This is a genomic window from Enterococcus sp. DIV0436a, assembly GCF_051711605.1.
GTDB classification, from domain to species: domain Bacteria; phylum Bacillota; class Bacilli; order Lactobacillales; family Enterococcaceae; genus Enterococcus_B; species Enterococcus_B faecium.
Genome location: NZ_JBIONA010000001.1, coordinates 1704456 through 1724468, shown reverse-complemented (window position 1 = coordinate 1724468; position 20013 = coordinate 1704456). Strand labels below are relative to the sequence as shown.

The 20013-nt window shown below is 38.4% G+C and carries 17 protein-coding genes and 1 pseudogene; 11 read left to right on the top strand and 7 right to left on the bottom strand.

Annotated features, from left to right (window positions below):
- Positions 1-105: 105 nt before the first annotated feature.
- Both IGL15_RS08400 and IGL15_RS08395 read right to left on the bottom strand, forming a co-directional pair.
- Positions 106-558 carry a helix-turn-helix domain-containing protein gene (locus tag IGL15_RS08400; protein WP_002296526.1) on the bottom strand — a complete coding sequence of 151 codons (453 nt, stop codon included), beginning with the start codon at positions 556-558 and terminating at the stop codon, positions 106-108.
- 464 nt (positions 559-1022) lie between these two features.
- Positions 1023-1391 carry an iron chaperone gene (locus tag IGL15_RS08395; protein ID WP_002294467.1) on the bottom strand — a complete coding sequence of 123 codons (369 nt, stop codon included), beginning with the start codon at positions 1389-1391 and terminating at the stop codon, positions 1023-1025.
- 149 nt (positions 1392-1540) lie between these two features.
- Between IGL15_RS08395 and IGL15_RS08390 the strand changes: the two genes are divergently transcribed.
- Both IGL15_RS08390 and IGL15_RS08385 read left to right on the top strand, forming a co-directional pair.
- A complete protein-coding gene (locus tag IGL15_RS08390; RefSeq protein WP_002294466.1) occupies positions 1541-2023 on the top strand; it encodes a YbaK/EbsC family protein in 483 nt (160 codons plus the stop codon).
- 36 nt (positions 2024-2059) lie between these two features.
- Positions 2060-3070, top strand: a complete 1011-nt coding sequence (locus tag IGL15_RS08385) for a S66 family peptidase (RefSeq protein ID WP_002317625.1) — start codon at positions 2060-2062, stop codon at positions 3068-3070.
- 114 nt (positions 3071-3184) lie between these two features.
- On the opposite strand, the gene IGL15_RS08380 is transcribed toward IGL15_RS08385, so the two are convergent.
- Positions 3185-3898 carry a hypothetical protein gene (locus IGL15_RS08380; RefSeq protein ID WP_002323966.1) on the bottom strand — a complete coding sequence of 238 codons (714 nt, stop codon included), beginning with the start codon at positions 3896-3898 and terminating at the stop codon, positions 3185-3187.
- A 189-nt stretch (positions 3899-4087) separates the two neighbouring features.
- Positions 4088-4678 carry a type 1 glutamine amidotransferase family protein gene (locus IGL15_RS08375; RefSeq protein WP_002289535.1) on the bottom strand — a complete coding sequence of 197 codons (591 nt, stop codon included), beginning with the start codon at positions 4676-4678 and terminating at the stop codon, positions 4088-4090.
- Positions 4679-5161: 483 nt separating this feature from the next.
- On the opposite strand from IGL15_RS08375, the gene IGL15_RS08370 reads away from it, so the two are divergent.
- The 6 genes from IGL15_RS08370 to dnaJ all read left to right on the top strand — a co-directional run bounded on the left by IGL15_RS08370 (position 5162) and on the right by dnaJ (position 11703).
- On the top strand, positions 5162-5389 hold the full coding sequence (locus tag IGL15_RS08370) for an adenosine deaminase (RefSeq protein WP_002300943.1): 228 nt from the start codon (positions 5162-5164) through the stop codon (positions 5387-5389).
- Positions 5390-5404: 15 nt separating this feature from the next.
- Positions 5405-6571, top strand: coding sequence for a radical SAM family heme chaperone HemW (gene hemW, locus IGL15_RS08365; protein ID WP_002289534.1), 1167 nt, complete (start codon positions 5405-5407; stop codon positions 6569-6571).
- A gap of 234 nt (positions 6572-6805) precedes the next feature.
- On the top strand, positions 6806-7849 hold the full coding sequence (hrcA, locus tag IGL15_RS08360; protein ID WP_002289532.1) for a heat-inducible transcriptional repressor HrcA: 1044 nt from the start codon (positions 6806-6808) through the stop codon (positions 7847-7849).
- A gap of 93 nt (positions 7850-7942) precedes the next feature.
- Positions 7943-8506 (top strand): nucleotide exchange factor GrpE, encoded by a 564-nt coding sequence (grpE, locus tag IGL15_RS08355; RefSeq protein ID WP_002296525.1) that lies wholly within the window; start codon positions 7943-7945, stop codon positions 8504-8506.
- Between the two features lie 50 nt (positions 8507-8556).
- Positions 8557-10386, top strand: coding sequence for a molecular chaperone DnaK (gene dnaK / locus IGL15_RS08350; protein WP_002292134.1), 1830 nt, complete (start codon positions 8557-8559; stop codon positions 10384-10386).
- A 150-nt stretch (positions 10387-10536) separates the two neighbouring features.
- A complete protein-coding gene (gene dnaJ / locus IGL15_RS08345) occupies positions 10537-11703 on the top strand; it encodes a molecular chaperone DnaJ (protein WP_002289374.1) in 1167 nt (388 codons plus the stop codon).
- Between the two features lie 81 nt (positions 11704-11784).
- Here the strand turns inward: dnaJ and IGL15_RS08340 are convergent.
- A pseudogene (locus tag IGL15_RS08340) lies at positions 11785-12371 on the bottom strand (PucR family transcriptional regulator).
- 53 nt (positions 12372-12424) lie between these two features.
- Here IGL15_RS08340 and IGL15_RS08335 point away from each other — a divergent pair.
- The gene (locus tag IGL15_RS08335) at positions 12425-12601 is read left to right on the top strand and encodes a glycerate kinase (RefSeq protein WP_142652847.1); all 177 of its coding nucleotides are present in this window, start codon (positions 12425-12427) and stop codon (positions 12599-12601) included.
- A 44-nt stretch (positions 12602-12645) separates the two neighbouring features.
- Here IGL15_RS08335 and IGL15_RS08330 read toward each other — a convergent pair whose 3' ends face one another.
- On the bottom strand, positions 12646-13383 hold the full coding sequence (locus IGL15_RS08330; RefSeq protein WP_002292113.1) for an amino acid ABC transporter ATP-binding protein: 738 nt from the start codon (positions 13381-13383) through the stop codon (positions 12646-12648).
- A gap of 1 nt (position 13384) precedes the next feature.
- Positions 13385-14887 (bottom strand): amino acid ABC transporter substrate-binding protein/permease, encoded by a 1503-nt coding sequence (locus IGL15_RS08325; protein ID WP_002296521.1) that lies wholly within the window; start codon positions 14885-14887, stop codon positions 13385-13387.
- Positions 14888-15145: 258 nt separating this feature from the next.
- On the opposite strand from IGL15_RS08325, the gene uvrB reads away from it, so the two are divergent.
- Both uvrB and uvrA read left to right on the top strand, forming a co-directional pair.
- A complete protein-coding gene (uvrB, locus tag IGL15_RS08320) occupies positions 15146-17140 on the top strand; it encodes an excinuclease ABC subunit UvrB (protein ID WP_002294444.1) in 1995 nt (664 codons plus the stop codon).
- Between the two features lie 9 nt (positions 17141-17149).
- Entirely contained in the window at positions 17150-19966 is a 2817-nt protein-coding gene (gene uvrA, locus IGL15_RS08315; protein ID WP_104765394.1) for an excinuclease ABC subunit UvrA, read from the top strand.
- Positions 19967-20013 lie beyond the last annotated feature (47 nt).

Sequence of the window (20013 nt, the reverse complement as noted above, 5' to 3'; positions counted from 1 at the left end):
CTCATTTATTAAAAAAATATTTGTTTGAACCAAACAGTAAGTACTTATAAAAAAATAGCGCTAGAATTTCCAACATCTCTGGAATTTCTAGCGCTTTTTAATTGTTTAAGATACAAGGGAAATATCTGTCTGGATCAATAATTTTTCATTGATCCATTGACTAAAGTTTACGACATAATTGAAGTTACCACCGATTAGTATCTCCGCATGATTGTCTTTATAAAGATCGTATTGTAAAAGACGGTCTTTTTTATTTGCGTAAACATCGTTATGGTACTGGACTAATTGTTCTCGGAATTGATTGATTGCTGTAAAATCACGATACTGAAGGTTGAAACGCATCGTGATTGGTGCATTTAGCATGAATCGCTGCATTTCTTTTGCTGCTTCCTCTGCTTGATCTCCGTATAGGAACTCAAAAAGATTACGTTCAGAAAATTTCCATTGCCCGCCAACCTTTGTTCCTTTTAGTTTTCCTTCATGAAGATAATTTCTGATAGAACGTGTAGTAACACCTAATTGTTCGGCTAATTCATTTACTGAGTAAAAATCTTTCAATGTTCACCCTCCTATGTGAATGGTTCTACTGACTTAGTTGATATTTGCTTAATCACGAAATGTAGAAAGAACGATTTTAATTAAGGTCATTGTAAAAATCAAGTCAGAAAATTCTAACTTTTATTTCTCTAAAGAAATTCCTTCTCTCCTAAAGTGATATTATATTTAAATATACCTGAAAATAATGGGCAGTATTATGAAAGATCACTGATATTTTCTCGTATTTTTTCCTTATTCAAAAGTTTTGCAGGAAAATTGCTGAAAAAATAATTTTACTAAGTGGAAAATTCAAAGCCATTCAATCAGTGATTTTTTTCAGCACAAGAAAGACTCCTTATAAAAATAGCAGATACTTTGTCAATTAAGTGTTTAACCAGGGATGATAAAAAGGATAGGATTGAACAAAACCTGTATAAGGTGATGAATAGTTTCCTCGCCAGTAAAGGGTTTATTCGTATAAAGCTTTATCGCCAAAATTTATCATGACCTTTTTTATCTTCAATATTAAATGAAATCAATTGTTCAATCAATTCCCAGTTGATTACACTTTTCCAAGGAACTTTGATGACGTTATCCGTATATACGTAGCCTGCTTCTTGGATATTTTTTTCAAGGGCACGAATCGCTGCTTTTTCCGGTGCGATAGAAAAATGATTTTTAGCAAAACTAAATGCAATAATAAAGGTACCATGGTCAGTAAACATAGGTTGGTTCCATTTTACAGTTGTGTCTAGCTGGGGATACGTTTCTGTTATCTTAGCAAAAAGGTCTTTGATCTTTTGTTGATGTTCTTTTTCTTTGATCTGATTGATGATCGGCTGAAATTTTTCCATTCTAAAACGCCTCCATTAAGTGGTTTGATTTATTTTACCAGAAAAACAATAGTTATGTATAAAAAACGAACAAAACACAAGTAATGTTGTAACCGCTATATTTATATGATAAGATGTCTCAAATAGTAAAATAGAAAAGAGACATAAAAATGATTGACTTGGCAAAGAAATTCTTACACGAAAATATATATTTTGAGTTGTATCATCATCGAGCCATTTATACAAATGAAGATGCTTTGGTAATAAAGAAAGAACAAGGATTTACAGGTACAGAGACCAAAAGCTTATTCTTAAAAGATAAAAAAGATAATAACTACGTATATCTGACTTTTACTACGAAACAAACGGATTTCAAAGCATTAGGGAAGATCGTCGGTAAAAGGCTTTCTATTGTTTCATCAGAACGCATGGAAGAACAAACGGGACAAAAGCAGGGCGCTGTTTCTCCGTTTGGTTATGAAAAACAGATTCCGATTATTATTGATGAAGAGCTCTTATCAAATGAAAAACTTGTTTTTGCACCAGGTAGACCAGATCAAACGATGGTCATCCAAACGGTTGACTTAAACAAAATCATCCAGCTACTTGAGATGCCGATATTTTTGATGCCGGCAAACGAAAAAAACAATTAACCAAGTAAAATAGTGCATACTTGGAGGTGAAGCAACATGATAAGTTATCCATTATTAGAAAGAAATGCAACGATTGGGGTTACTGCACCATCCTCAGGCGTATCAGAGGAACACCATTCGTTACTCGAATCAGCTTTAAAGAGAATGGAAGAAAAATCTTTCCAAGTAGTTACTGGAAAGACGCTTTGGACGCAAGATAAGGAAAAATCAGGTCCAGCAAGAAAACGAGCAGATGAATTCAATCAAATGATGCAAGATGAAAATATCCAAATGATCTTTCCGCCTTGGGGAGGAGAATTATTGATTGAGATTCTCGATTTTGTCGATTTTGATGCTCTACAACCAAAATGGATAGTAGGTTATTCAGATATTAGTACGTTGCTACTTGCTGTCACATTAAAAACAGGGATAGCCACTGCACATGGAACTAACCTTATTGATTTAAGAGGAGAGTACTTGGATGAAACGACAGCAATGTGGGAAAGTGTACTGAAAACAAGAGAAGGAGAATCGATTCTACAGCAATCTTCTGAAAAGTATCAAAAAGTGTGGCCCCATGAGCATTCATCATCTTCTGTTTTCCATCTCACTGAACCAACAAATTGGCAATCAGTCAGCGGAGATGCAGTAAGGATGAAGGGACGATTATTAGGTGGCTGTATTGATACGATCAGGCATTTAATCGGTACCCCTTATGGAGATGTCCAATCTTTTAAAAGAAAGTATAATGATGGAAAGCCGATCTTGTGGTTTCTAGAAAACTGTGAGCTATCGTCAGTTGATTTAAGAAGATCACTTGTTCAGATGAAACTGGCAGGCTGGTTTGATGGCAGCTCGGGGATCATGTTCGGTAGAAGTGCGGCAGAGGATTTGTTAGATTATAAAATGAAGGATGTATACGAAGATCTGTCAAAGGAATTAAAACTACCGATCTTGTATGATATTGATTGTGGTCATGTACCGCCACAACTGACATTGATTAATGGTGCCTATGCAGAAGTAGCGGTAGAAGATAGAAAAGCGACTGTTTTGCAAACGTTTATTTAAAAAATTTTTTCCTGCCTTGGAGTTTATCAAAGACCAACAAATCTAAATAGAAAAGAAAATGAAAGAAGCTGACAGTATTTTGCCAGCTTCTTTTTGTATGATCTATTAGAAATTTTAATTATCCATAACTATCACATTGATCAGCTGTTTCACATCATTTGGATTTCCTGTAGGAATAGCTACTACAGATGCATTATCAATGATTTCTTGAGTTGTTTCTCTAATGAACGCTGGATAAGATGTTTGATCTGCAGGCATTTGCCAATGTGAAGGAACTGGATAACTAGTGATTGTCCCGTCATGGTTACTTGAATACACTAAAACTCCCTGGTAACTGTATTTCCCAGTGAGCATAACCACATCTTTCGGATAGACTGCACTCCCTGCATCATAAGGGGCGATAGGTGTTCCTGCAGGATAATGAATAACATGTAATTCGAAATCACCCGATGTATCTCTAAAAGTATTACCTCTAATAGCTAGCCAAACACGTGCGTACTCAATTTGTAGATCAGAATATCCTGCTAACGGATCTATTGACTGAGAAGACTGTGAGGAGGTTGTGTCTATTGTTGAAGAAGAAATATTTGTCTCAACTGTACTACTAGATGTAGAAGAAGTATTGGGCTCTGAGACTTTACTGCTTGTTGAAGATGTATTCGTTTCAGTAGAAGCTGATTTCTGAGTACTTGATTTTTCAGCTGAACTGGTTTGTCTGATTGAACTTTTGTCTGTGGTCGCAGATGGATCACTATTTTCTTTACTAGGAGACGTACATCCTACAAGGAATAAAGAGACCAACAATAAAATAAAACCTAACTTTTTCATATAAAATACCTCATTATTTTTTTAATACCAGTATAGCATAATCCTGAATTTTTGAATCCGTAAAACCTTGTCTATGAATATAAATAGAGTGTATCTTCTTTGATAAATGTCAGAAAAAGTGTGACAAATAATCATCAGTAAAATTACTTGTCACACTATTGATAAGGAGTATTTAATTGAAGAGAATGATTAGGAGAAAGGATCTCCGTACTTTTTATAGTAATCATAGAATCCAAGTTTGTATAGACGAATCGTTTTTTCTCTTATTTCTTCTGTTTCAAAATGGACTGCTTGAAGAATCAAGTCTGTGAATTCTATAGGAGCTGTTCCATTCGCAGTAATCAAATTACGATCTTTCACAGCTTGTTGTTCTATAAAATCTTCTTTATTCTGATAATTTTCCGATTCTAACCAAGGAAATTGCGCATTTCCGGTATGTTTGTAACCTTGCAATAATCCGCTCTGAGCTAAATAATCAACTGCCCCACAAATAGCAGCTACTGGTACGTCTGTTTTTAACAATTTATCGATTATTTGATATAAATGATGATTTTTTATGTCCCATGAATTGCCACCGATCATAATAAAAAGGTCAACTTTTTCAGGTATTTGTTCGATTAAGTAATCGATTTTTGTTTTTAATCCTCCAATGGAAGTGACCTCTGATTGGATAGAAGCAGTTTTGTTTTGCCATTTCTCATTTTGGTTTAGTGTGCTAGTAATATAAGCACCTTCCCAATCGGCATATTCCTCTAATAGAAACGTAATCGCAGTTTTCATTTTCAAGCTCTCCTTTACTATCTATAACAAGGACAACAGTTTTAACCTACAGACATTCATTAAAATTGGGTAGCGACAGCGAAAACAACAATTCTTAAGTTTTAGACAGAGTATACAGACAGTCAACTTAATTAAATACGAACTAAATAAAAATGACAGGTAATCATTTTTGTTTACCAGCATTATAACATTTTGCATACATGGATGACAAAAGAACCAATTCCCACTTGCTTGAGTACAATATTAAAAGAAACTGGAAGGCAAAAAGTAATTATAGAAACGAAAAATAAATCATATCGAGCACTCAGACATGAAAACAACCCTAGAGATATATAACTAGGTAACCAGTTTAATGAAAGAAAAAATCATCCAAGAAGTCGATTCTTGGATTTTTTAGTGGATTTGTTCGCCAAATACGTTTAGTATGCGTATATGAGAGGTTGTAAGCAAAGCGTTGTGGTCTAAGCACTTAAGGAGGAATCTGTGAAAATAGCTTTTCATATTTTTGCAGATTTTGACTTAATGCCGAAGGTCAGCTTTGCGATTACCGTTTATCGAGAGGCTGTAAAAGCACCGTGTAGCTCCGATGACAATAAGCAAGCATTTTTAGAGCTAGGTTTCCTTGATTCTAAATATGCGGCTTATTTCAATGAGTTGGTGCTTGAACGCGATTTTAAGAAGGTCGAAAACAGGCACGACTTTTCGACGTAAGGAGAAAGAATTTCAATGATAGAAACAATAAATCCCGCAGAAAATAAGGTTTCTGCGTACATCCATATCCCATTTTGCGAGCATATCTGCTATTACTGTGATTTTAATAAAGTTTTTTTAGAAGGGCAGCCAGTAGATGAGTATGTGGAAATGCTGCTGAATGAAATGAAAATAATGCTAGAAAGTCATCCGACAGCGAATTTAGAAACACTTTACGTAGGGGGCGGGACACCAACTTCTTTATCTGCTAAACAACTTGATCGACTGTTATCAGGTGCTAGAGAGATCCTGCCTTTTCAAAATGGTAATGAGTTTACTGTAGAAGCGAATCCAGGTGATTTGACCCGTGAAAAACTTCAAGTAATGAAAAACTATGGCGTCAATCGTTTATCCATGGGAGTGCAGACATTTGATAATCGCTTATTGAAAAAAATTGGACGTAAACACACCGCAGAAGATGTGTATCAAACTATGCAATTTTTAGAAGCAGAAAATTTTACCAATGTAAGCATCGATTTGATTTATGCATTACCGGGACAAACACTAGAAGGATATCTGGATACTTTGGAAAAAGCTTTGGCTTTGGATCTGCCTCACTATTCTTTGTACTCATTGATCCTCGAAAACAAAACAATGTTCATGAACTGGGTACGACAAGGAAGACTCGAACTGCCTGATCAGGAAACGGAAACCAGAATGTTTGAAGAGACGATTGAAGCAATGGAAAAGCATGGACGTCACCAATATGAAATAAGTAACTTTGGGCTCTCCGGACATGAATCTCAACATAACCTCATGTACTGGAACAATGACCACTATTTTGGGTTTGGAGCTGGTGCTAGCGGTTATCTTGGAGATATTCGTTACCGCAACAAAGGACCAATCCAACACTATTTACGCCCATTACGAGCAAATGAACGCCCGGTATTGGAAGAAGAAAAATTGACACGAAAAAATCAAATAGAAGAAGAAATGTTCTTAGGATTAAGAAAAAAAACAGGGATTACTAAAAAACATTTCTATGATCGCTATCAAAAAACAATTGAATCGGTGTACGGTGATGTGCTAAGGGAATTAGAGCAAGAAGGGTTACTTGTTAATGAAGAAGACCGTGTTTATTTGACACCAAGAGGGACCTTTTTGGGGAACAATGTGTTTGAGCGCTTTTTGTTTGAAAAATAGTTTAAAGAATATTTGTTTTTTATCGAAACTTGAAAAGAAAAAGTTTAGAAAGTTTGACAATGAGGTATTGAAGTTTTGATATAACTGGATTTACATCAATTATTTAGAATTAGCACTCTTGTGTTTAGAGTGCTAAAAAATGGAGTCTTTCTCTTGACAGGAGAAGGGCTTCTTGCTATATTTATAAGTGGATTAGCACTTAGAATATATGAGTGCTAATGAGAGGTGAGGAAGATGTTAACAAAGCGACAAAACGACATTTTACGTCTGATCATCCAACACTATACGAGTAGTGGCGTGCCCGTTGGTTCCAAAACATTGATGTCTGAGGGAGTCAAGGCCAGCTCAGCAACGATTCGCAATGATATGAAAGCATTAGAAGATGAAGGATTGCTGTTGAAGACTCACTCTTCTTCTGGGCGGATTCCATCTGCTTTAGGCTATCGTTATTACGTGGATCATTTGTTAAAACCTGCTCGCGTAGCAGAAGATGATTTGCTGCTGATTCGTCAGTCTCTAGGCAGAGAATTTCATGAAATCAATGAGATTATTAAGCAATCTGCTGAGATATTATCTGAGCTGACAAGCTATACGACTTTTTCATTGGGACCTGAAATAAAAGACCGCCGACTGACTGGCTTTCGTATCGTACCCTTGAATAATCGACAGATTATTGCTATCGTCGTAACAGATATGGGGAATGTAGAAAGCCAAGTGTTCACTCTTCCCGAATATATGGGAAGTCAGGAACTAGAAAAAATGGTACAGATTGTAAACGACCGTCTAGTCGGAGATCCTCTGATGACGGTGTACCATAAACTTCGTACGGAGATTCCGATGATTCTTCATAAATATTTCCAGACGACAGAAGGGATGTCTCAGTTATTTGACACCGTTCTTGGTCATGTTTTTGAAGATAAGGTTTACGTCAGTGGACAAATGAATCTCTTGGATTATGAGCCCCGTCAAGATCTTGATCAGTTCAAATCGATGTTTTCTTTTATGAAAGACTCAGACGGACTTACACAAATGATCACTCCGATGGATAGCAATATTCATATCAAGATTGGTGCTGAATTAGGCAATGATTTATTGCAGAATATGAGTATGATTCAAGCAAGTTACGAGATAGATGGTCATGGAAGAGGTACAATAGCCTTGTTAGGGCCTACTAGTATGCCTTATTCTCGGATGTTCGGTCTAGTCGATGTTTATCGAAGAGAACTAGCAGCTAAACTTGCTGATTACTACCGTTCGCTTGACTTGTCAAACTCGTAATGTGAATAACGAAGCTATTTGCAGCTGATCGTTCTCTCTTTCTTAGTAAGAGCAATCAAACAGCTGACTGAATAATGAAAGGAAGACTGTATCGTGAAAGAAAATCAAGAAGAACTAGATAAAGAAATGACAGATGCTCAGCCAGAACCGGAAATCGATGTCGAAGCTGCAGAAGATTCGGGTATTTCAGAAGCTGAAGCGGAAGAATTCGAAACAGCGAAATTAAAAGCTGAGTTAGAAGAAATGGAAGATAAATACTTGCGGGCTCGTGCTGAAATCGCAAATATGGCAAATCGAGGAAAAAATGAGCGTGAGCAATTACAAAAATACCGTTCACAAGATTTAGCCAAAAAATTACTTCCATCAATTGACAACCTGGAACGTGCATTAGCCACAGAAGTGTCAGATGATCAAGGGGCAGGTTTGAAAAAAGGCGTGGAAATGGTCTTGGAAAGTTTGCGTAACGCACTGGAAGAAGAAGGAATTGAAAAAATCCCTGCTAAAGGAGAAGCCTTTGATCCTAATCTTCATCAAGCGGTACAAACTGTTCCAGCGACTGAAGATACACCAGCCGATACGATTGTAGAAGTACTACAAGAAGGCTACAAATTACATGATCGCGTGTTAAGACCAACTATGGTCATTGTTGCACAATAATTGTGCGGATATAAAACTTACACTTTCAATTAAAGAAGGAGACGTTAATTATGAGTAAAATTATCGGTATTGACTTAGGTACGACTAACTCTGCAGTAGCAGTATTGGAAGGAAACGAAGCAAAAATCATCGCTAACCCAGAAGGAAACCGTACAACACCTTCTGTTGTATCATTCAAAAATGGAGAAATCCAAGTAGGGGAAGTTGCAAAACGTCAAGCTGTGACAAACCCAAATACGATTTCATCAATCAAACGCCATATCGGTGAAGCAGGTTACAAAGTAGATGTAGAAGGTAAATCATATACACCACAAGAAATCTCAGCAATGATCCTTCAATATATCAAAGGATTCGCAGAAGACTATTTAGGTGAAAAAGTCGAAAAAGCAGTTATCACTGTGCCAGCTTACTTTAATGATGCACAACGTCAAGCAACAAAAGATGCTGGTAAGATCGCTGGTCTAGAAGTAGAACGTATCGTCAATGAACCAACTGCAGCTGCTCTTGCCTATGGTTTAGATAAAACAGATCGCGACGAAAAAATCTTAGTATTCGACCTTGGTGGCGGTACTTTTGACGTATCTATCCTTGAACTAGGAGACGGTGTCTTTGATGTATTGTCAACAGCTGGCGACAACCATCTAGGTGGGGACGACTTTGATAACAAAATCATCGACTACATGGTAGCAGAATTCAAAAAAGAAAACAGCATTGACTTGTCTCAAGACAAAATGGCTTTACAACGCTTGAAAGACGCTGCTGAAAAAGCGAAAAAAGATTTATCTGGCGTATCAAGCACACAAATCAGCTTACCATTTATCACAGCAGGAGAATCTGGACCATTGCATTTGGAAATGACATTGACACGTGCAAAATTTGATGAATTAACAGCTGACTTAGTAGAACGTACAAAAGTACCAGTACGTCAAGCGTTAAAAGATGCAGGTCTATCACAATCAGAAATCGACGAAGTTATTTTAGTCGGTGGATCTACTCGTATCCCTGCAGTTGTAGAAGCAGTACGTAAAGAAACAGGAAAAGAACCAAACAAATCAGTTAACCCTGATGAAGTAGTTGCTATGGGTGCTGCTATCCAAGGTGGCGTGATCACTGGTGATGTGAAAGATGTTGTTTTACTTGACGTTACACCATTGTCATTAGGTATCGAAACAATGGGTGGAGTGTTCACTAAATTGATTGACCGCAATACAACGATTCCAACAAGTAAATCACAAGTATTCTCAACTGCGGCAGATAATCAACCAGCAGTAGACATCCATGTATTACAAGGTGAACGCCCAATGGCTGCTGACAACAAAACTCTAGGAAGATTCCAATTGACAGATATTCCAGCAGCTCCTCGTGGTATTCCACAAATCGAAGTAACATTCGATATTGATAAAAACGGGATTGTAAATGTATCTGCGAAAGATCTAGGTACACAAAAAGAACAAAAAATCACGATCAAATCTTCTTCAGGTCTAACAGACGAAGAAATCGAACGTATGGTAAAAGATGCAGAAGCAAATGCAGAAGCAGATAAAGCTCGTAAAGAGGAAGTTGACCTACGTAATGATGTAGATGCATTGCTATTCTCTGTGGACAAAACATTGAAAGAATTAGAAGGCAAAGTGGACGAAGAAGAAGTGAAAAAAGCAGAAACAGCTCGCGATGAATTGAAAGCCGCTGTTGAAGCAAACAACATCGAAGAAATGAAAACTAAACGCGATGCATTGAACGAAATCGTTCAAAACTTGACTGTTAAACTATACGAACAAGCGGCACAACAACAAGCTCAAGAAAACCCAGAAGCAGCTCAAGGCGGAGCAGATGATGTCGTTGATGCTGATTTTGAAGAAGTCGATGGCGACGATAAATAATCAGTTCACTGAATTTCGAGAGAAGGCCAAAGTTGCTACTTTGGCTTTTTCTTTTGAAAAATAGTTTGAAGTATCGGTTTTTGTTTCAAACAAAATATGATATGATAACAAGCGACGTGAAAATGATGAGAACCAATAGGAGGAAAGCCTATGGCAACAAAACGTGATTATTATGAAGTCTTAGGGCTCTCAAAAGGAGCATCAGAAGATGAAATAAAGAAAGCTTATCGTAAGCTTTCGAAAAAATACCATCCTGACATCAATAAAGAACCTGATGCGGAAGAAAAATTCAAAGAAGTATCAGAAGCATATGAGATTTTAAGTGACCCGCAAAAACGCGCTGCATATGACCAATACGGGCATGCAGGCACAGATCCAAATTACGGTGCTGGTGGAGCTGGTGGCGGATTTGGTGGATTCGGCGGCTTCTCTGGTGGCGGCTTCGGTGGTTTTGAAGATATCTTCGACTCTTTCTTTGGAGGAGGCGGTCGGTCAGTCGATCCAAATGCGCCTCGTCAAGGTGCTGATTTGCAATATACGGTCGACTTGTCTTTTGAAGAAGCGATTTTTGGTGTAGAAAAAGAAATCAAGTATAATCGGGAAGAAATCTGTCATACTTGTGGTGGGAACGGTGCAAAACCAGGCACACAACCAACTACTTGTCATAAATGTCATGGTGCAGGTACGATCAATGTAGAACGCCAAACACCACTTGGACGAGTGATGAGCCGTCAAACTTGTGATGTTTGTCATGGGACAGGGAAAGAAATCAAAGAACCTTGTCCAACCTGTCATGGCTCAGGACATGAGAAGAAAGCACATTCAGTTAAAGTGAATGTACCAGCTGGTGTAGAAGAAGGACAACAAATGCGTTTAGCTGGTCAAGGAGAAGCTGGAGAAAACGGCGGACCATTTGGTGATTTGTATGTGGTCTTCCGTGTAGAAGAAAGTGATATCTTTGATCGTGAAGGTTCTGAAATTTACTATGAATTGCCTTTAAGTTTTGTACAAGCAGCTTTGGGGGATGAAGTCCAAGTACCAACTGTCCATGGAGATGTGAAATTGAAGATCCCTGCTGGAACACAGACAGGTACGAACTTCCGTTTGCGTGGAAAAGGCGCTCCGAAGTTACGTGGTGGTGCAACAGGCGACCAACATGTCAAAGTAAAACTGATCACACCGAAAAATCTAAATGAACAACAAAGAGAAGCATTACGTGCATTCGCTGAAGCTGGCGGCATCAAAGTTGAAGAACAGCAAGAAGACGGTTTCTTCGATAAGTTTAAAGATGCTTTTGGCGGGAAAAAGCGGAAGTAGTTTTTCTAGTAAAAACGCTAAGTCATTAATAATTAAAAACCAGACGAACAATCATATGTTCGCCTGGTTTTTTTGTAGTTGTCATGTTTGTACCAACAAAAAAGCCAGCTTTAGAATATGATAATCGTCATAGTTTCTAGGGGTATAACCAGTGAGAGAATGGAACTTGTTCAATCGATATTGCAAGGTGTTTTTATGAATAAATAATTCTTCTGAGCAATTTTTGATGCTTCCGTTATTTTTACTGAAGCATGCCAAAGTCTTCTTGAACAAATGTACTTCTTCTTCTGTCAGGCTTTTCAAAATACGTTTTACATATAATGTTCGTTGATCTGACGGGATTGCTGGTAAAATGATCCCGAGGTCTAAATCTTCAAAAAAGCGGATCTCGTTCACAGATTGATGGAAAGTTATCCGTTCACAGCGTGTTGGGCATGAAGGAAAGATTGCGGTGTCTCTTGCTCTGTATAACAAAGCGACCCAATTCCAAAGTTTAGCTGTAACTGATACATTTTATTAAACTTTGTCTGGATTTTGTCAAGCAATGATAGCAATGAGGCTCTGGAAATCCGATTGACTAGGATAATGATTTGTTGTCTATGTACAGTGAACAAAGCCTGTCCGTAATAAGAGAAGATCCTTTCGAGCAACTCCAATAAAGGATTGATCCGTTCTTAACACAATTGCTGGTTGTCAGAAAGTTGTCCCACAACTACATAATATGGAGAAGAAAAATCAAGCTCAATTAAGTGAGGGTGGTATCGACTATGTACTTGATATCATCAATGAACCGATGGTACTTTCTTATGCGATGGAACAGATAGAGCGATTGCTTGTTTGTGCAGGAAAACAAGCGATGCGGCTGATGATACGATTAGGTGAGAAAATAAGAAGATAAAAATACACGGTCCCTTCATGGCGACCGTGCATTTTTGGTTTTTATTAAATATTTAATACTTTATTCAAGAAATCTTTTGTCCGTTCATTTTGCGGATTTTCAAAGATTTGTTGAGGCGTTCCGTCTTCTAAAAAGTTTCCGTCGTCAATGAACATGACGCGATTGGCCACTTCTTTAGCGAACCCCATTTCGTGCGTAACGATAACCATCGTCATACCTTGTTCTGCTAACTTTTTCATGACGTTCAAGACATCACCGACCATTTCAGGATCAAGTGCAGAAGTAGGCTCATCAAAAAGCATGATGTCAGGGTTCATCGCTAGAGCACGAGCAATAGCCACACGCTGTTTTTGTCCACCAGAAAGCATTTCAGGATACATATCTTTTTTATCTTCTAGACCAACTGTCTGCAGTAATTTGATTGCTTTTTTCTCTGCTTCTTCTCTAGATTCTTTCTTCAGGTCCATCGGTGCTAAAATGATGTTTTCCAAAATAGAAAGATGAGGGAATAGGTTAAAGTGCTGGAATACCATTCCGATATGTTGTCTCACCAAGTTGATATCTGTGCTTTTATCCATCAAGTGGGCGCCGTCAATAATAATTTCACCGTCAGAAGGTTCTTCTAAACGATTCAAGCAACGCAAGAATGTACTTTTTCCTGAACCTGAAGGGCCAATGATACAGACGACATCTCCTTCGTTGATGGATACATTGATGTCGTTTAATACTGTGTTATCGCCGTATTTTTTGACTAAATGCTCAACTAAGATTTTTTCTGCCATCTTACTTCACCTTCTTTTCTAAAACTTTTGCTAATTTTGTCAATGCTGTGATCAAAATCAAGTACATGATCGCAATGATCAAGTAAACATACGTACTTTGTGTTGTACGTGCAACAATGATCTTACCAGTTTGCAGCAATTCGACTACACCGATTGCGGAAATGATCGTTGTGTCTTTTAATGAGATAACGAACTGATTGACGAATGATGGGATCATGATGCGTATCGCTTGCGGCAAAATGATTTTTTGCATTGTCCGATTATAAGAAAGACCTAAACTTCTGGAAGCTTCCATTTGTCCGACAGGAACGGCGTTGATCCCGCCTCGAACAATCTCTGCGATATAAGCACTTGCGTTAAGAGTCAAGGTGATAACACCAGCAAGGAAGTCAGGAATCGTAAATCCAACGATACCAGGCAACCCAAAGAAAATAAAGAACGCAAGAACCATCATTGGAATTCCTCGGATGATATCGACATAAATACTAGCAATTGTGCGAAGAGCGCGTATTGGTGCTACACTGAATAATCCAAAAATCACACCGATTACTATAGCCAAAGCAAAGGAGATCAAAGTTAGGAGAATTGTTCTCCAAAGTCCTTTCAACAATGCTTGATAGTTGTTTTGGATAAGTCCAAGAAATGTTGATTCATCAGCAGTGGAAGACTCACTGGAAGTTTCTGAACCATCCGCTACATATTCTTTAATAATCTTATCGTATTCGCCTGTTCTTTTTAATTCTTTCAATCCTTCATTGAACATATTAAGAAGCTCAGGATTTTGTCCTTTTTTAACGGCAAATGCATATTTTCCGCCAGATTCTTTTTTGATCGGTGTTTCCAATTCTTGTCCTTGTTTGATCGCATAACCGATTACCGGATAATCATCCATCATTGCATCGATTGCGCCAACTTTTAACCCGTCGTACAATTGATCAGCAGCATCAAAATATTTGATAGAATAGCCATATTCAGATTCATGGTCGCTTAAAAATTCAGCACTTTCGGTACCAACTTTTGCTCCGACTGTTTTTCCTTTCAAATCTTCATAAGACTTGATCGAAGTATCTCCTTTTTTGACAGCTAATTGGATCCCGCTATCAAAGTAAGAATCAGAAAAATCATAGCTTTTCTTTCGTTCATCTGTTACAGTCATTCCGGCAATCATTCCGTCTGCTTGTCCTGATTCCAAAGCTTGCAAAGCAGCAGAGAAACCACGGTAGTCCATTCGGATGTTAAATCCTTGCAGTTTGGCGATGTTTTCCATCAATTTTACATCGATGCCTTCGTACTCGCCCTTTGCGTTTTGAAATTCAAATGGAGCAAAAGCAGAGTCACTGGCAATTACGTATACGTCTTTTTTGGGCTCTATTTTTTGCATTGTCTCGCTTGTGCTTGACTCTGCCGTTGTAGTGTTGTCAGCTTGTGCAACATGACCAAACGCAAGTGTCACAAGTCCTGTCATTAAGAAAACAAATGAGTGAAATAAATGCTTTCTTTTCATAATCAACCTCCTAAATTTCCAATATTTTATTATTATAGGCGAAAAGTGCTGAATCAGACAAGACTGTAAGCTCGAAAAAATGAAAAAAATGCGAGTTTCTAACATTTTATGTTATAAAATGTAACATGCATAATAAGATAAAAAAGTGGCGAAAGTATGTTCGGTGTGGTATAATTTTTTAGTAAGGAATGCCTTTGCTTTCCTTTTCTTTTTATTGGTCGTAAAATGAAAAGGAATGAATGAAAAGGAGGACGAAGAATGATTGAGAGAGATACCTCCCGACACTTTGAGCTTGTCTCGAAATACCAACCGGCTGGTGATCAGCCTGAAGCGATTAACCAATTAGTGGATGGCGTAGTCGGCGGGAAAAAAGCACAAATCTTATTAGGTGCGACTGGAACAGGGAAAACATATACGATTTCCAATCTTATTGAGAAAGTGAATAAACCAACACTGATTATTGCCCATAACAAAACATTGGCTGGTCAGCTGTACGGGGAATTCAAGGAATTTTTCCCTAACAATGCTGTTGAATATTTTGTTTCTTATTATGATTATTATCAGCCTGAAGCTTATGTGCCTTCAAGCGATACGTATATCGAAAAAGATTCAAGTGTAAATGATGAGATCGACAAATTACGACATTCGGCTACTAGTTCATTATTAGAAAGAAATGATGTGATCGTCATTGCATCCGTTTCATGTATTTTTGGATTAGGCTCGCCTTTTGAGTACCAAAAACAAGTAGTTTCGATTCGACAGGGAGCAGAACTAGATCGCAATCAGTTGATTCGTGACTTAGTCAGTATCCAATTCGAAAGAAATGATATAGATTTTCAGCGCGGTCGTTTTCGAGTGCGCGGTGATGTCGTGGAGATTTTTCCGGCTTCAAGAGATGAACGTGCCTTACGTGTGGAGTTTTTTGGAGATGAGGTCGAACGTATCCGAGAAGTCAATGCACTGACAGGTGAAGTTTTAGGAGAAACGGAACACGTAGCAATCTTCCCGGCGACTCACTTTGTGACGAACGATGAACATATGGAGCATGCCGTAGCGAATATCAAAGCGGAATTAGAACAGCGTTTAACTGTCTTGCGAAATGAAAACAAACTTCTGGAAGCTCAACGTTTAGAACAGCGAACCAATTACGATATTGAAATGATGTTAGAAATGGGCTACACGTCGGGAATTGAAAATTATTCTCGGCATATGGACGGACGTAAAGAAGGTGAACCGCCTTATACGCTATTGGATTTCTTTCCTGAAGATTTTTTGATCGTGGCGGACGAATCGCACGTAACCATGCCTCAAATCAGAGGAATGTATAATGGTGACCGAGCGAGAAAACAGATGCTAGTAGATTACGGTTTTCGTTTGCCATCTGCTTTAGACAATCGGCCACTTCGGTTAGAAGAGTTTGAAAAACATGTCAATCAGATCATTTATGTCTCTGCGACGCCAGGACCATATGAACATGAACAAACAGATACCGTTATCCAACAAATCATCCGTCCGACAGGGCTGCTTGATCCAGTGATCGAAGTTCGTCCAATCATGGGACAAATCGATGATCTAGTAGGCGAAATAAATGAACGAGTCGAAAAAGACCAGCGGGTGTTTGTAACGACATTGACGAAAAAAATGGCAGAAGACCTCACAGATTATTTCAAAGAATTAGGGATCAAAGTCAAATATTTGCATAGTGATATCAAAACGCTGGAACGAACAGAAATCATTCGAGATCTTCGATTAGGTGAATTTGATGTGTTAGTTGGAATCAATTTGCTTCGTGAAGGATTAGACGTACCTGAAGTTTCCCTTGTTGCTATCTTGGATGCGGATAAAGAAGGCTTTTTACGTAGTGAACGTTCCTTAGTCCAAACGATTGGACGAGCTGCTCGGAATGAAGAAGGTAAAGTAATCATGTACGCAGACAAAGTAACAGATTCTATGCGTCTAGCGATGGATGAAACGTCAAGACGTCGTACGATTCAGCAGAAGTACAATGAAGAACATGGGATCGTTCCAAAAACGATCATTAAAGAAATCCGAGATTTGATTTCTATTACGAAAGAATCGGAAGATGATACAAAAGAAGCGGTACAAGTCTCGTACGAAGAAATGACGAAGGAAGAAAAAGACACGTTATTGATGAAATTAGAAAAAGAAATGAAAGATGCGGCAAAAGCTTTGGATTTTGAAACAGCCGCGAATGTGCGAGATATGATTTTAGAATTAAAAGCTTCAAAGTAGGAGGACAACATGGCTAACGATAAAATTACGATTCATGGTGCACGTGCCCATAACTTGAAAAATATAGATGTAACGATTCCACGAGATAAATTCGTGGTCGTTACAGGTTTGTCCGGTTCTGGAAAAAGTTCCCTAGCATTTGATACGCTGTACGCTGAAGGGCAGCGGAGATACGTAGAGAGCCTTTCTGCTTATGCTCGTCAGTTTTTAGGACAAATGGATAAGCCGGACGTAGATAGCATCGACGGATTGAGTCCGGCGATTTCTATTGATCAGAAAACAACAAGTAAAAATCCTCGGTCGACAGTAGGTACTGTGACGGAAATCAATGACTATTTACGCTTGTTGTTTGCACGTGTAGGACATCCGATTTGTCCCAACGATCATATCGAGATTACCAGTCAATCAGTAGATCAAATGGCAGATCAAGTAATGGCTTTGCCTGAGCGCACAAAGATCCAAGTGTTGGCACCGATCGTGGTAAAGAAAAAAGGACAACATAAAAAAATATTCGAACGAATCCAAAAAGAGGGATACGTCCGCGTTCGAGTCGATGGTGAGATCTATGATTTAAGTGAAGTGCCTGAGCTGGAGAAAAACAAAAAACATGATATCGCGATCGTCATCGACCGGATCATTGTGAAAGAAGGGATTCGTTCTCGCCTATTTGATTCTTTAGAGGCGGCCCTGCGATTAGCAGACGGCTATGCTCTGGTTGACGTGATCGGTGAAGAAGAAATGTTGTTTAGCGAACACTATGCCTGTCCTTATTGCGGATTTACTGTTGGCGAACTAGAACCAAGACTGTTCTCATTCAATGCGCCTTTTGGAGCTTGTCCAGACTGTGATGGTTTAGGTGTCAAATTAGAAGTCGATCAAGATTTAGTGATTCCAGATAGAACGAAGACACTTAGTCAAGGTGCTATCGTTCCATGGAATCCAATCAGCTCTCAGTATTATCCTCAAATGTTAGCGCAGGCTTGTGAAAGTTTCGGTATCGATTTAGATACACCATTCGAAGAATTACCGGAAGAGCATCAGGAGATCATCTTGAATGGGATAGATGATCTTTTCCATTTCCATTATGAAAATGATTTTGGTGGCGTTCGCGATGTAGAAACGACTTTCGAAGGGGTATTGAAGAATATCGAGCGTCGTTATCATGATACGAACAGTGATTTCACGCGTGAGCAAATGCGTCTTTATATGACAGAATTAACTTGTCAGACATGTAAAGGTTATCGATTGAATCCCCAAGCTCTATCTGTTCAAATCAATGGAACGAATATCGGGCAAACAAATGAGTTGTCTATTCAAAAAGCAGTAGATTTCTTCTCAAACTTAACGTTATCTGAACAAGAGAAAGTAATTGCCAAACCGATTTTAAAAGAAGTAAATGACAGACTTTCATTCTTGGAAAATGTGGGACTAGACTATCTAACTTTGAGTCGCGCTTCCGGAACATTATCTGGGGGAGAAGCGCAGCGAATCAGATTGGCTACACAAATTGGATCGAATCTTTCTGGAGTTTTGTATATTTTAGATGAACCATCGATCGGATTGCATCAACGCGACAACGATCGACTGATTGGCTCATTAAAGAAAATGCGTGATCTTGGCAACACCCTCGTTGTAGTCGAACATGATGAAGATACGATGTGGGCAGCAGATTATTTGATTGACGTCGGACCTGGGGCCGGAGAACAAGGCGGACAAATCGTGGCTGCAGGCACTCCTGAAGAAGTAGCTAATGATGAAAATTCTTTGACAGGGAAATATCTTTCAGGGAAAAAATCAATCCCTGTACCAAAAGAACGCCGTAAAGGTAATGGGAAAGCAATCAAGATCACTGGTGCTTCAGAAAACAATCTGAAAAATATTAGTGTTGAATTTCCATTAGGAGAATTTGTAGCAGTCACAGGTGTGTCTGGTTCTGGAAAGAGTACATTGGTCAATAGTATCTTAAAGAAATCGTTAGCGCAAAAATTAAATAAGAATTCTGCTAAGCCAGGTAAATTCAAGACAATTTCCGGCTACGAAAGTATCGAAAAGATCATCGATATCGATCAAAGCCCAATCGGCCGGACGCCGAGAAGTAATCCAGCGACTTATACAAGTGTATTTGATGATATCCGTGGGTTATTTGCTCAAACGAACGAGGCAAAAATGCGGGGTTATAAGAAAGGGCGTTTTAGTTTCAACGTAAAAGGCGGTCGTTGTGAAGCTTGTCGCGGGGATGGAATTATTAAGATCGAAATGCACTTTTTGCCTGATGTCTATGTTCCTTGTGAAGTATGTCATGGTAAACGATATAATTCTGAAACATTAGAAGTGCATTACAAAGGAAAAAGCATTGCTGATATTTTGGAAATGACAGTAGAGGATGCTGTAGAATTCTTCAAGCATATTCCAAAGATTCATCGCAAACTGCAAACGATTGTTGATGTTGGCTTAGGTTATGTGACGATGGGGCAACCAGCAACGACATTGTCCGGTGGTGAGGCACAACGGATGAAACTTGCCAGTGAATTGCACAAAATCTCTAATGGAAAGAATTTCTATATACTAGATGAACCAACGACAGGACTTCATAGCGATGACATCGCCCGCTTGTTGCATGTATTACAAAGATTAGTAGATGCTGGTAACACAGTTTTAGTGATTGAACACAATCTAGATGTAATCAAAACAGCAGATTATATCATTGATTTAGGACCAGAAGGTGGAGAAGGTGGAGGAACGATCCTTGCGACTGGAACACCAGAAGAAATCATTAACGTAAAAGAAAGTTATACAGGTCACTATTTGAAAAAAATAATGGTATAAAGAGGATAGATAGCTGAGATAGTTAAAAAAACATAAAAAAAATGAAT

Excerpts from the sequence above, each read along its gene's own strand:
- IGL15_RS08395 (WP_002294467.1), bottom strand. The coding sequence starts at position 1,391 with ATGGAAAAATTTCAGCCGATCATCAATCAGATCAAAGAAAAAGAACAT.
- IGL15_RS08390 (WP_002294466.1), top strand. The coding sequence starts at position 1,541 with ATGATTGACTTGGCAAAGAAATTCTTACACGAAAATATATATTTTGAG.
- IGL15_RS08385 (WP_002317625.1), top strand. The coding sequence starts at position 2,060 with ATGATAAGTTATCCATTATTAGAAAGAAATGCAACGATTGGGGTTACT.
- IGL15_RS08380 (WP_002323966.1), bottom strand. The coding sequence starts at position 3,898 with ATGAAAAAGTTAGGTTTTATTTTATTGTTGGTCTCTTTATTCCTTGTA.
- IGL15_RS08375 (WP_002289535.1), bottom strand. The coding sequence starts at position 4,678 with ATGAAAACTGCGATTACGTTTCTATTAGAGGAATATGCCGATTGGGAA.
- hemW (WP_002289534.1), top strand. The coding sequence starts at position 5,405 with ATGATAGAAACAATAAATCCCGCAGAAAATAAGGTTTCTGCGTACATC.
- hrcA (WP_002289532.1), top strand. The coding sequence starts at position 6,806 with ATGTTAACAAAGCGACAAAACGACATTTTACGTCTGATCATCCAACAC.
- dnaK (WP_002292134.1), top strand. The coding sequence starts at position 8,557 with ATGAGTAAAATTATCGGTATTGACTTAGGTACGACTAACTCTGCAGTA.
- dnaJ (WP_002289374.1), top strand. The coding sequence starts at position 10,537 with ATGGCAACAAAACGTGATTATTATGAAGTCTTAGGGCTCTCAAAAGGA.
- IGL15_RS08335 (WP_142652847.1), top strand. The coding sequence starts at position 12,425 with ATGGAGAAGAAAAATCAAGCTCAATTAAGTGAGGGTGGTATCGACTAT.
- IGL15_RS08330 (WP_002292113.1), bottom strand. The coding sequence starts at position 13,383 with ATGGCAGAAAAAATCTTAGTTGAGCATTTAGTCAAAAAATACGGCGAT.
- IGL15_RS08325 (WP_002296521.1), bottom strand. The coding sequence starts at position 14,887 with ATGAAAAGAAAGCATTTATTTCACTCATTTGTTTTCTTAATGACAGGA.
- uvrB (WP_002294444.1), top strand. The coding sequence starts at position 15,146 with ATGATTGAGAGAGATACCTCCCGACACTTTGAGCTTGTCTCGAAATAC.
- uvrA (WP_104765394.1), top strand. The coding sequence starts at position 17,150 with ATGGCTAACGATAAAATTACGATTCATGGTGCACGTGCCCATAACTTG.